8 protein-coding genes are annotated in these 13,597 nt (G+C 43.1%); 3 read left to right on the top strand and 5 right to left on the bottom strand.

Going from position 1 to position 13,597, the window contains the following annotated elements; all coding sequences use genetic code 11:
* The first annotated feature begins 336 nt into the window (after positions 1-336).
* The 3 genes from P3L47_RS03545 (at position 337) to P3L47_RS03535 (ending at position 7,385) form a co-directional block, all read left to right on the top strand.
* Positions 337-3,342 (top strand): SusC/RagA family TonB-linked outer membrane protein, encoded by a 3,006-nt coding sequence (locus tag P3L47_RS03545; protein WP_277782701.1) that lies wholly within the window; start codon positions 337-339, stop codon positions 3,340-3,342.
* Positions 3,343-3,354: 12 nt separating this feature from the next.
* A complete protein-coding gene (locus tag P3L47_RS03540) occupies positions 3,355-5,034 on the top strand; it encodes a SusD/RagB family nutrient-binding outer membrane lipoprotein (RefSeq protein WP_277782700.1) in 1,680 nt (559 codons plus the stop codon).
* A 146-nt stretch (positions 5,035-5,180) separates the two neighbouring features.
* On the top strand, positions 5,181-7,385 hold the full coding sequence (locus P3L47_RS03535; RefSeq protein WP_427910535.1) for a DUF4838 domain-containing protein: 2,205 nt from the start codon (positions 5,181-5,183) through the stop codon (positions 7,383-7,385).
* A 193-nt stretch (positions 7,386-7,578) separates the two neighbouring features.
* On the opposite strand, the gene P3L47_RS03530 is transcribed toward P3L47_RS03535, so the two are convergent.
* The 5 genes from P3L47_RS03530 to P3L47_RS03510 form a co-directional block, all read right to left on the bottom strand.
* The gene (locus P3L47_RS03530) at positions 7,579-8,184 is read right to left on the bottom strand and encodes an L-threonylcarbamoyladenylate synthase (RefSeq protein ID WP_277782699.1); all 606 of its coding nucleotides are present in this window, start codon (positions 8,182-8,184) and stop codon (positions 7,579-7,581) included.
* Positions 8,185-8,284: 100 nt separating this feature from the next.
* On the bottom strand, positions 8,285-9,142 hold the full coding sequence (locus P3L47_RS03525; protein WP_277782698.1) for an enoyl-ACP reductase FabI: 858 nt from the start codon (positions 9,140-9,142) through the stop codon (positions 8,285-8,287).
* Between the two features lie 57 nt (positions 9,143-9,199).
* Positions 9,200-11,665 (bottom strand): bifunctional UDP-N-acetylmuramoyl-tripeptide:D-alanyl-D-alanine ligase/alanine racemase, encoded by a 2,466-nt coding sequence (locus P3L47_RS03520; protein WP_122361215.1) that lies wholly within the window; start codon positions 11,663-11,665, stop codon positions 9,200-9,202.
* Positions 11,666-11,668: 3 nt separating this feature from the next.
* Positions 11,669-12,655 (bottom strand): GSCFA domain-containing protein, encoded by a 987-nt coding sequence (locus P3L47_RS03515; RefSeq protein WP_277782697.1) that lies wholly within the window; start codon positions 12,653-12,655, stop codon positions 11,669-11,671.
* Between the two features lies 1 nt (position 12,656).
* Positions 12,657-13,298, bottom strand: a complete 642-nt coding sequence (locus P3L47_RS03510) for an HU family DNA-binding protein (protein ID WP_122361213.1) — start codon at positions 13,296-13,298, stop codon at positions 12,657-12,659.
* Positions 13,299-13,597: the final 299 nt, after the last annotated feature.

Raw genomic sequence — 13,597 nt, 5'->3', positions numbered from 1 at the left:
ATGTAATTATTATCTAAGTTATGGATTGATTTTCATCAAAAAGGGATTAGTCCTACAAGAACTGTGTCATTTTGTTAGTTGAAAAGGAATAATTCAGGCTTAATATTAATATAATAGGGCTTAAAATAGGTTAATTAACAAGTGTAAAAATCGATTTTTAAGTATAAGAATGGTGTAATAATGAAATAAATAGATTACGTTTGCGGTAATGTATATTAGTTCTTGTAGAACTAAGTTCGTTTATTTGAATATACTGTTTAAGTGTTAATATTTAACTCGTTTTAAAAAGTGTATTATGAAAAATTATCTATTGTTGAACCTAAACAAATTGTCTGTATGAGAAGGAGCTTTGTTATGTTAGTACTATTCTGCATAGGAATATGTACAAATGTGCTTTGGGCACAAAAGACAGTAAGCGGTGTCGTTATGGAAAAAGAGGTAAATATGCCGTTGATTGGATGTAATGTCGTTGAAAAAGGAACGACAAACGGAACGGTTACCGATTTGGATGGAAAGTATACGTTGACGGTTGGTGACAATGCAACTATTGAGTTTTCTTACATAGGAATGATGTCGGTTGAAGAAGTTGTCGGCGACCGTACTGTTATTAATGTAGATATGATTTCCGATTCGGAGAAGATTGAAGAAGTTGTTGTTACTGCTATGGGTATTCAGCGTAAAGCTAAATCGTTGACATATGCAACCCAGCAGGTAAGTAATCAGGAATTAACTCGTGCGAAAGATGCGAATATGATCAATGCTTTGCAGGGTAAAACTGCAGGTTTGGTTATTACTCCGAACTCTACGGGGGCGGGTGGTTCTTCTAAGATTATCTTACGTGGTAATAAATCAGTGTATGGTAATAACCAGCCGTTGATCGTGATCGACGGTATGCCGATGAACAATCCGAAGACAACGCAGCAGGCCGGGGAATATGAAGGTCGTGACGGAGGTGATGCCTTATCTAACTTGAACCCGGATGATATTGCAAGTATGAACGTTTTGAAAGGAGCGTCAGCAGCAGCATTGTATGGTAGTATGGCGGCTAATGGCGTTATTATGATTACGACAAAGAAAGGTCGTGAAGGTGCAGCCAGAGTCGATTTCTCTTCTAATATCACATTGGAAACTCCGTTAACAGCACCGAAGTTACAGGGACGTTACGGAGCTGTGAAAACAGGCGATCAACTAAGTGCCATGAGCTGGGGTGAAAAAATTGCGGATAACGATTCAAAAGCTAAAGATCGGTTGAATGATTTCTTCCGTGTCGGTTCGACCTATATCAACTCTGTTACGATTAACGGCGGTACGGAAAAGGCTCAGAGTTTCCTTTCATATGCGAACACGTCTGCTATCGGTATGATGCCGGAAAATACATTCTATCGTCATAACATGACTGCCCGTGAATCATTCAAGTTGTTCCAGGACAGATTGACAATCGATGCTACTTTGTCTTATATAACTCAGAAAGCTTCAAACCGTCCTCACGGAGGTACTTATAATAATGCATTGACAGGTGCTTATACATTCCCTGCTAATGGTGACTGGGACTATTATAAGAATAATTTCGAAGTATTCGATGGAACAAAGAACTGGAATGCCCAGAACTGGTATACTCCGTTGGACGACTTCACTGCCAATCCATACTGGGTGTTGAACCGTATCACTTCTAAAGAAAAACGTGATCGTATTATGGCTTCTGCTACTGCAAAGCTGAAAATTACTGATTACCTGAATGTACAGGGGCGTTTGAGCGTAGATAATACATTCGACAGATTCGAACGCAAATGGTATGCTACCACAACGACTACATGGGCTCCGGGTGGTAAAGGCCGTTATCGTCAGGAACGCTTTGATGCCAAACAGTTCTATGGGGACTTTATGGTCAATTTCAATAAAACCTGGGACGAAAAGTGGGAATTGAATGCTTCTTTGGGTACAAGCTTTATGGATTCGAAGGTTCAGAATTCTATTTTGGATAGTGATAAGTTAGGTTTGCTCGAAGCGAACTATTTTGTACCTGAAAATATTGCCGGTAATGGTAATCAGCGTACAAGCAATCCTCGTAAACGTCTGAACTCTGTTTTCGGTACAGTCCAGTTCGGTTTTAACGGAATGATTTATTTGGATGTTACCGGCCGTAACGACTGGTCTTCTACGTTGGCTTATACGAACAACTTCTCTTATTTTTATCCGTCTGTGGGTGTAACAGCCTTGTTAAATGAAATGATCCCGATGGGTGAGAAGATTAATTTGTTAAAATTCCGTGCTTCTTATTCAGTAGTAGGTAATGATGTACCTGCATACATTACCTATCCGTTGGATGGTATCAACTTAGGTGCATTGGAACCGAATACCAGCGAACCGTTTACGGAAATGAAACCGGAAAAGATGCATTCTATGGAATTTGGTGTTGATTTGGCTATGTTTGATAATCGCTTCAATTTTGATGTTACTTATTATAAGACCAACAACAAAAATCAGTATTTCTCAATAGCTGCTCCGTTGGCTTCCGGATATTCAAGTTATTATATCAATGCCGGTAATATTGAAAACCAGGGTTTTGAAGCTTCTGCAAGTTATCGTTGGGATTTTGCAAAAGACTGGAGCTGGAAGACTGAGCTGAATATGTCGTACAACCATAATAAAATCAAAGAATTAGACTCTCGTCTTGCTGACGGTGTACAGATCGGTAGTGGTTCCGGTTTCCGTTTTATGTTGAAAGAAGGAGGTTCTTTCGGTGATATTTACGGTTATAAGTTATTGCGTAACGAAGACGGTTCTGTAAAATTGAACGAAAGCGGTGTACCTGTTAAGAGCGATACACAGGAATATCTTGGAAATGTAAATCCTGACTGGCAGTTAGGTTGGGGTAACACGATTACTTATAAAGATTTTTCTTTTTATTTCCTGATCGACGGAAAGATCGGTGGCAATACGATCGGTATGACACAGAGTTATCTGGACAGCTATGGTGTAACAGAAACTACTGCCGATGCTCGTGATAACGGTGGTGTAGACGTGGGTAACGGACAGAAGATCGATGCTCAGACTTATTATTCAGCTGTAGCCGGAAAGGATAAGTGTAACAGCGAATATACTTACTCTGCAACAAATTTCCGTTTGCGTGAAGTTTCTTTGGGGTATACATTCCGTAATTTATTAGGTGTATCAAAGAACTTGAATTTGTCATTGGTCGGACGTAATTTGTTCTTCTTCAAGAAAAATTCTCCGCACGATCCGGATTCTTCTGTTTCTACAGATAATGCCTGGGGTGGATTCGATACTTTCGGTCTTCCGACTTCTCGTAGTTATGGTATCAATGTAAAAGTAACATTTTAATAGCTAGTTATTATGAAAAGAAATATATTCCAGAAAATAAAGAAAATGTTACCTCTGTGTGCCGTTGCCGTGTTGATGGGAAATGTGTCTTGTACAGGGGATTTTGAGAAAATCAATACGAATCCGAACGGTTTAAGGCCGGATCAAATCGGTGTTGCTGCCCGTTTTAATCAGCCGATAACTTCCGTTTATCTGAATTATCAGAACAGACATTATGAATATCAGTTGATGCAGAATTTGAATGCGGATTTGTATTCTGGTTACATGGCTGTGCCTACGGCTTTTGGCGGTAACTATTGTAACTCTACATATGCCATGAATGAAGGCTGGAATGAAACGGCTTTTATTGCAGGTGAATCATATGTAATGAAACCGATCAGTGATATTCTGAAATCTACAGAAGAACCGGATTATGTCTCTATCGCTAAAATTATTCGTGTAGAGGCCATGCATCGTGTTGTCGATACTTATGGTCCTGTACCTTATACGCAAGCCATGCAGGGGGGAGCTTCTGTCCCTTATGATGATGTAGAGACATTGTATAAGACTTTTATTCAGGAATTGAATGAAAGTGTGGATGCTTTGACTGAATTCGTAGATGCTGGCAGTGCAGATGCGTCTCGTATTTCTGATTTCGATATTGTTTGCGGAGCTGATCATAAACAGTGGATACGTTTTGCCAATACCTTACGTTTGCGTTTGGCTATGCGTATTTCTATGGTTGCTCCGGAGTTGGCTAAAACTACGGCAGAAGCTGCTGTCAGCCATAAATATGGTGTGCTGGTAGCCGGCAACAATAATGTAGAAGTAAAAAGTGCCAGTGTACAGAATCCGTTGAATGAGATTAACTACGGATATAATGATATTCGCGTAGGTGCTTCTTTGCTCTCCATCCTGAAAGGATACGATGACCCTCGTTTGGCGGTTTACGTTACTCCTGTCGGTTGGTTCAATGATGAAGACATCAAAGATGCGAGCGGGAAGCTAACCAATAAGATCGGTGAATATGTAGGTATCCGTCAGGGAACCTGGATTGATGATAAGGCTAATTATCAGATGTATTCAACGATCAATATGATCAAATCGAGCAAAAATACCGATTTGACTAATCCGGGACAAATAACCAATGCTCTTCCGTGGATGAAGGTGGCCGAAGCTTATTTCTTACGTGCAGAAGGTGCTCTGAGAGGTTGGAATATGGGAGGTAGTGCCCAGGAACTGTATGAACAGGGTATTAAAGTTTCATTTGACGAACATGGAATTTCTGCTGATGCATACAATAAATACATTGAAAATGGAACAGGTGTAGCTGTGAACTTTGAAGATCCTCATAATCCGGCAAATAATATTGCAGGTATTGACAAATGTACGGTAAAATGGGATCCATCAGCTTCCAATGAAGAAAAGTTGCATAAGATCATCAATCAGAAATGGATTGCTATGTTTCCGGAAGGTCAGGAAGCATGGAGTGAATTCCGTCGTACGGGTTATCCGAAGTTGTTCCCGGTGGCTAATAACTATAGCAGCACGGTAAATGGTGGTATCGAAAATGGCGAGTTTGTGAAACGTTTGCGTTTCCCGCGTAATGATAAAAATGCAAATACGGCAGAAGTTGAAAAAGCTGTCAGCCTGTTGAGCGGACCGGACAATGAGGCAACTCGTTTGTGGTGGGATACCGGACGTAACTTCTAATAAATGTTAGATTCCTGATATTAAACCCCGAATGTTGGTTCACAGCTTTCGGGGTTTTATTATATTTATCCGGTGGAATAGATAAGTTGTCGGATAGATAAGTTTGGATAAAGTATCGTAATTAATAAACTCATTGATATTATTTTATGAAATACAAATGTAAACTGTGGGGGATCGCTTTGGCTGCATGGCTTTGTGTGGATGGCGCTTATTCCCAAATGACTTTGGTAAAAGACGGAAAACCTGTTTCCCGAATCGTTGTTCCGGAAACCAATCAGGTGAATCAACAAGCTGCGACATTACTGCAGGACTTTGTCCAGCGGATCAGCGGATCGTCTCTTCCTGTCATCGAAGGTAAAAAAGCTAAAAAAGGAGATATAGTAATCGGTCAGGGAAATACAACCGGACTGCTTGAAGACGGATTTCGTCTGTCTACTTCCGATGGTATTTTAAGAATCAGTAGCGGAGGTGATAAAGGGGCTATTTACGGGGTTGTTACCTTGTTGGAAGATTATTTGGGAGTCTCTTATTATACAGCTCATACATATACGCTCGATCAGCGTAAAACAATAGAGATACCGGAACTCGACCGGGCAGAAAATCCCGCTTTCCGTTATCGTCAGACTCAAAGTTATGCGGTCAGAGAAGATCCGGTCTATAAGATGTGGTTCCGTCTGGAGGAACCAAGTGAAGTCTTTGCCGGTAATTTGTGGGTGCATACTTTCGATAAAATTCTGCCTTCGTCAGAATTTGGGGAAAAGCATCCGGAGTATTATTCTTTTATTAATGGTGAACGTCGGCCAGGGGCTGCAAGCCAATGGTGTTTGACGAATCCGGAAGTATTCGAAATCGTATCCCAACGGGTCGATTCTATTTTTAAGGCTAATCCGGGTAAGAATATGATTTCTATCAGTCAGAATGATGGTAATTTTACGAACTGTGCCTGTCCTGATTGTAAAGCCCTGGATGAGTTGGAAGGAGGTTCCCCCAGTGGTAGTCTGATTCACTTCCTGAATAAGCTGGCAGCCCGTTTCCCGGACAAGGAGTTTTCAACATTGGCCTATTTGTTTTCCATGCATCCGCCTAAACAGATAAAACCTTTGCCTAATGTAAACATCATGCTGTGTGATATCGATTGCAGGCGTGAAGTTCCGCTGACGGATAATGAATCGGGACGTGACTTTATGAAAGCGATGGAAGGATGGTCAAAAATCAGTAATAATATATTTGTATGGGATTACGGCATCAATTTCGATTGTTATCTGGCTCCGTTCCCTAATTTCCCGATCTTGAAAAAGAATATTCAGCTGTTTAAAGATCATCATGTAACGATGCATTTCTCTCAGATAGCAGGTTCTAAATGCGGAACATTTACAGAGATGAGATCTTACATCGTCAGTAAACTGATGTGGAATCCTTCACTGGACACGGATTCTTTGATGAAGTCGTTTATGAAAGGATATTACGGTGCGGCGGCTCCTTATTTGTATGATTATGAAAAGCTGCTGGAAGGAGCATTGCTCGGAAGTAAAGTGGATTTATGGATTTTCGACTCTCCGGTTTCACATAAAAACGGAATGCTGAATGCTAACTGTCTTAAACGGTATAATGAATTGTTTGATAAGGCAGAAAAGGCAGTGGCAGATAATAAACAGTTACTCGATCGTGTAAGAATCGAGCGCTTGACCTTACAATATTCGGAATTGGAAGTAGCCAGAGCTGAACGTGGCCACGATGTAGATGAGATTAAGGCAAAGCTGGCTTTATTCAGGGAGCGGGCCGCTTATTATCAGTTGCCGACATTGAATGAGCGTCATAATTCCCCATTGGAGTACTGCGATTTGTATGAAAAACGTTTTCTGCCTAAGTCTGAAAAGAATTTCGCAAAGAATGCAAAGATAACATGGATAGAGGCACCATCCGGTAAATATGCCGAAAAAGGAGCGGAGATGCTGATTGACGAATTGTATGGAGGAACAGCATTTGTTGAAAGCTGGGTTGGCTGGGAAGGAAAGAATGCTGCATTCATACTCGACTTGGGCAAGGAAGAAGATGTGAGTGTGATAGAAAGTGACTTTTTGCACCAGTTGGGGCAGTGGGTATTTTTGCCTAAGAAAGTCTCTTATTCCACTTCTTTGAATAATCAGGATTATCAGTTCTTCGGAAAAACAGATATAGCAGAGGACCAGTCGATCGAGGTGAAATTCTTCCAGGCTCGTAATGAATCGTCTCAGCCGGTAAAAGCTCGTTATATCAAGGTTGAGATTGAAGGGGTGAATACCTGTCCGTCCTGGCATTGTGGAGTAGGCCATCCGGGATGGTTCTTTATGGATGAGATCAGAGTTTTGTAAATACATGAACATAAAAATAAGGGAGGTATCAGTCAATTACCTCCCTTGCTTTTGTATATAAGATATGTTTTATTTTGTGGGCTTGTTTGATACTCTTTTGCGTTTGATATATATCAAACGAATAAAGCATATATGTGTTCCTATCGTTTGATAATTGTTATTCTTTCGTTCGATATTACTGGAATGCAGAAAACTATTCTAATATACCTTTCCCTTGTCGTATAATTTCGAAATCGTCAGTCGTACAATCCACTACCGTTGAAGCCTCAAAACCACCATAGCCGCCGTCGATGACAATGTCCACCGTATCTTCATACTTCTCGTGAATCAGTTCGGGATCGGTCGAATACTCGATCATATCGTCATCGTCGTGTACGGACATGGTCAGGATCGGGTTTCCCAGCTCTTTGACCAACGTACGGATGATGTTGTTGTCCGGTACGCGGATACCGACTTCTTTCCTGTTCTTATAAATTTTCGGTAACTCGCTGCTTGTCGGAAGAATGAAAGTGAAAGGACCGGGCAAATGTTTTTTCATCAGCTTGAAAGCTGAATTACTTACCTTGGCATATTCACTCAGATTCGAAAGATCATAACAGATGATAGAAAGATTACTCTTTTGAGGATTGATTCCTTTCATTTGGCATATCTTTTCTACGGCACGGACATTTAGCGCGTCACAGCCGATCGCGTATACTGTATCGGTTGGATAAATGACCAGACCTCCGTCACGGAGGACATCGATCACTTTGTCTATTTCCCTGGGGTTGGGGTTTTCAGGGTAGATCTTTATTAGCATAAAATTGAAAATTGAAGATTGAAAGTTGAAAATTAGGTTGAAACTATCCTATCGGATAATTTTCAATTCTCAATTTTCAACTTTCAATTTAATTTACGGCTTAGCCGTAAATTATGTTGCCGTTCTCGTCGGTAAATTCTTCTAATCCTTTGCTGTACTGGTTCATGGCGCGAAGGCTCATGCCCATGCTTGAGAAGCCACCATCGTGGTAAAGGTTCTGCATAGTAACCTTACGGGTAAGGTCGGAGAACATCACGATGCAATAGTCTGCACATTCTTCTGCGGTTGCATTTCCTAGCGGACTCATCTTGTTGGAGAAGTCCATTAAGTGATCCATACCTTTTACACCGCTACCGGCGGTTGTCATGGTCGGAGACTGAGAGATTGTGTTGATACGCACTCCCTTTTCACGTCCGTAGATATAACCGAAGCTGCGTGCGATCGATTCCAGCAGGCTCTTAGCATCCGCCATATCGTTGTAACCGAAGAATGTACGCTGTGCCGCCACATACGATAAAGCAAGAACCGAACCGTAATCAGCGATAGCATCCTGCTTTTTGGCAACCTGAAGCATCTTGTGGAAAGAGACAGCGGAGATATCCAGTGTCTTTTCCAACATATCATAATCCAGGTCATCATATGTACGTTTTTTGCGCACGTTCGGGCTCATGCCGATAGAGTGCAACACAAAATCTATTTTACCTCCAAGTATCTCCACTGATCTGGAGAATACCGTTTCCAAATCCTGTACGTTTGTAGCGTCTGCCGGCAGAACTTCAGCATTCAGCTTTTTAGCCAGGGCATCGACTTCGCCCATACGTACGGCAACCGGTGTATTACTCAATGTAATGGTTGCACCTTCTTCTACAGCCTTTTCTGCCACTTTCCAGGCAATAGACATCTCATTCAGCGCACCGAAGATAATGCCTCTTTTACCTTTCAATAAATTATGACTCATACCTTTATTTAATTTATTTACGGCACAAAAGTACATAAAATGTGCAAGATAAACAATTTATTCCCTGTAATACACTCTCTTCACCCGCGGAGATACCGATGTTAGGATCTCGTAAGGGATTGTTTTTAGTTTATCGGAAAGTTCGCTTACCGGCAACTCTTCACCGAAGACGATCACCGGATCGCCCTCCTGTGCATTTGTGTCGGTGACATCGATCATGCAGGCATCCATACAGATATTGCCGACGATCGGACAACGCTTGCCGGCAACGGAAACTTCACCTCCGCGATTACTGAAATGACGATCCAACCCATCGGCATAACCGATCGGGATGATGGCAATGCGCGAATCACGGTCTACATACGTCCGGCGGCTGTAACCGATCGAATCACCTGCCGGCACTTGTTGTATCTGCAGGATGGTCGTGCGCAGCGTGCTGACGTTGCGTAAACCTTTCATTCCCGAAGCACTTACACCGTACAAACCGATTCCCAGGCGGACCATATCCATTTGATAGTCAGTGAAACGCTCGATTCCGGCAGAGTTGAGGATATGTTTGATCACCTTATATTCCAGTCCGTTCTCCAGTTCGGTTGCTGCTTGGGTAAATGTATCCAGTTGCTTCTTCGTGAAGTCGTCGAAGATGGAAGAATCGCTGCCCACCAGATGGGAGAAGATGGAGCGTGCCGTAACACCGCTTTGTTCTTTCAGCCGTTCGCAGATGGCAGGAACGTCACTGGGTTGGAATCCCAGACGGTGCATTCCGGTATCTATCTTGATATGAATCGGATAGGAGGTAATTCCCCGACGTTCCGTTTCCTTGATCATCGCATCCAGCAGACGGAAACTGTATATCTCCGGCTCCAGGTTATTCTCGAACAAGACGTTGAAACTGCTGAACTCCGGATTCATCACGATGATAGGAATCGAGATACCTTCTTTACGAAGCTCCGCCCCTTCATCGGCAACCGCAACGGCGAGATAATCGCAGCGATGTTCCTGCAGCGTCTTGGCAAGCTCATATGAACCGGCACCGTATCCGAATGCTTTCACCATGCAGACCATTTTCGTTTCGGGTTTTAACTTCGAACGGTAATAGTTGAAGTTATGCACCACTGCATCGAGATTTACTTCCAGGATTGTTTCGTGTACTTTCTTTTCCAGTAATTCGGAGATCCGTTCGAAATGGAAATGGCGTGAACCTTTAAGCAGGATCAGTTCGTCTTTAAACTGTTTGAATGTCGGCGATTTAAGGAACTCGTCCGTTGTGTTATAGAACTCCTTTTCCATGTCGAAGGCAGCGCCGTATTCTTTCAGGTCGCGTCCGATACCGATGATGCGGTCTATCTTTTTACGGCGAACCAGGTCGGCAACTTTCTTGTAAAGCGATTTAGGCAATGTGCCTGATTGCAGTATGTCGGAAAGGATCAAAGTACATTTCAGATTCTTGTCCACATGGCGGCTCTGCTGAAAGTCGAGGGCGATATCCAGCGAGTTGATATCCGAATTGTATGTGTCGTTGATCAGTATGCAGTTGTTGATGCCTTGCTTTACGTCCAGGCGCATGGCGACGGGCTCCAGTTGGGTGAACTTCTCAGCGTCGTTCACACTGGTAGGCTTCAGGTAAAGCATGACTGCCAGGCAGTGGATGACATTCTCGATAGACGCATCGTCGGTGAAAGGAATGACATATTTCTGGGTCAGTCCGAGCAGTGTACAGCGGATGATTGTTTCCGACTCTTTCTTCTCGATCGTTTCAATGTAAAGCGGTGCGTCTGAATCCGTCCGGCTCCAGGCAATCGCCTTGTGTGAAAGACAGGCTGATTCGATGCAGTTGGAGATGAAGGCATCGTCACCGTCGTATATGATTGCTTCGCAGTCATTGAACAAGGTCAGCTTTTCCAGGCATTTTTGGGTGGTAGAGATGAAATTCTCCTGATGTGCCTCGCCGATGTTTGTAATGACACCGATAGTCGGAGCAATGATCGGACGCAGGTTTTCCATCTCGTCCGGCTGTGAAATACCGGCTTCAAAGATACCCAGCGTATTCTTTTCGCTCATCTGCCAGACCGACAACGGAACGCCCAGCTGCGAGTTATAGCTTCGCGGCGAACGGACAATATTGAATTCCTTGTGTAACAGTTGGTAAAGGAACTCTTTCACGATCGTTTTCCCGTTACTGCCGGTAATACCGATAACCGGAATGTTAAACCGTTTCCGGTGATGGATCGCCAGCTTCTGAAGCGCCTTCAATGTGTCCTTGACCACCAGGAAATTCGCATCCGGAAGAGACTCGAACTCCGGAAGCAGCTCGCTCACTACAAAATTGCGTACCCGCAGTTTATAGAGTTCTTTTATATATCTGTGTCCATCGTTGGTCTTTGTCTTGAGGGCAAAGAAGAGACTCTGTTCCGGAAAAGAAAGCCGGCGACTGTCTGTCAGCAAGATACTAATGGTTCCGTCCTGTAGGTTTCTTGCTTTGGCACCAATAACTCCTACTATTTCTTTTATTGAGTATTCCATTTTTTACATTCCTTTAGACTTTATTATTTCCATCTCTTTTGTACTATCAAAGAAAGGGAATTTCTCGTTAATTCGTTCCATCTTTAACAAAGTTTGCGACAAGAAGCGTTTATAGGCTTCACTTTCGGGTTGAAACGGGCGGTGATTAATAGCCTTTTGTATCTCTGCCCATTCTTTAAGAAAGCCTTTTGTTTCATCGGATAAGAAATTTTCTGTAAAACGTTGCCAAATATAGTCAACGGCCAGTTCCGACGGGTGCAGCATGTCATTGGCATAGAAGCGGTAATCGCGCAACTCGTCCATCATGATCTCGTAAGCCGGGAAGTAGGTGATGCGTTCGGGGTAACTTGTCTGAAGCGCTTCGACAGCCAGCAACAGCGTCGCTTTGCTGAGTTGGTTCCCGTGTGCACCGTCTTTCCAGTGACGGATCGGGCTAACGGTGAAAAGCAGTTTCAGCTCCGGGCATTGCTCCCAAAGAGAAAGCAACAGCTCTTTCCATTCCGATACGATCTCTGCTACGGACAGCATCGAGCGGTCGAACATCTTTTCGGGCAGTTTATGGCAGTTTGCCACCACTTTTCCGGTGCTTTTCAGCCGGTAAACGTAGGCTGTCCCCAACGTGATCACCATATACTTTGTTTTTCGGATTCCTTCAGCTGAAGCAAACAGCCGGTTGTTTATATTATCCAGGCATTCCGTTTCCGAAGTGGAAGAGAAGCGGCTGTGATGTGTAAAGCTGTGATATATGCCCTCGTGATTGAACAGATCGTTTGCCGTGAACCGTTCCGGATGTAGTAATATGCGTAAGGCTGCCGCGATGGAGGCTGGATTATACAGTGTCCCGAACGGGTTTATATCGACATTGAACCGGTTATCGGCCAGCTTTGCCCCGATATTTTCCGCAAAGCAGGAGCCGAGCAGGAGTATTTGTTCCTGCCAGGAAAAGCGGAAAGGCGGCTTGGGTATTTGGATTGAGGTGTATAGCTCCATACTATTCCTCCGGACTCTCTGTCAACGTATCTTGTGCGGGCGGCACTATCGTATGCCGGACGTAGAACGCCCGTTTTCCGCACCAATTTTTTTGTATCTGGTTGTCTTCCAGCAGTTGTTCGAGGTCCGCCTTTGCCTTTTGACGGGTACATTGGTTCAGGCTGGCGGCAACACTTTGGTTGATCGACCCGTAGTTTTTGATGTACCACAGGATACGCTTCTGACGGATGTCGGAATTGTAGGATTTCTTGTTGCTTGTTCCTTCCCGCCGTTCGATGCGTGCGTTGCGTAAACGTTTCTTCAACTCCGGATCGGCTCTGAACTCCACGTTCTTAAACTCGATGGATGCCGAACGGATATCTTTTTTGTTTACCACCTGCTGTTTGCATTTCAGCGTGACGGAAAACGTGCCGATGCCTTCCAGATGTACGCTTTGGCTGTTGCTGAGGAAAAAGCACAGTCGTTCGCCGATAGCCTTGATGGCACCTTTGATGTCGGCAACCGTAAACGTACTCATGCCCTCGATCGTCTCTGCCAGCTTATCGGTGTTGACGGTCTGGATATTGATCGCCCTGGCATGTAATGTCGGTTTCTCTTCCCCTTCCCGGAGGGGGTTGGTAAATAGATCATATTCAATACTCATACACTTCCCTTTGTTTAAGGTTCAACGTCATGATAATTAAGAAATTTCCTGCTTTATTCTTTTTATGAAATAAATTTATTACATAAAAAGAAGGCTATGTATACAAAAAGGAAAAGTATACTTTTCTTTTTTGTAACGTATACTTTTCGTATATAAAAGTCCGCAATAAAGGTAATAATTCTCCTGATATAAAAAAGAGCTTCTCCGGGACTTTTTTCTTGATTTTGCAGGGTTGCTTGTGAGGTGCTGTAAAGTGTTGATAGAAAGTAAGTATGACTATATATAAATAGGTACGCGCG

Origin of the sequence: Parabacteroides chongii (assembly GCF_029581355.1) — a bacterium.
Classification (GTDB): Bacteria; Bacteroidota; Bacteroidia; order Bacteroidales; family Tannerellaceae; genus Parabacteroides; species Parabacteroides chongii.
This window is presented reverse-complemented; position numbering and strand designations above follow the sequence as displayed.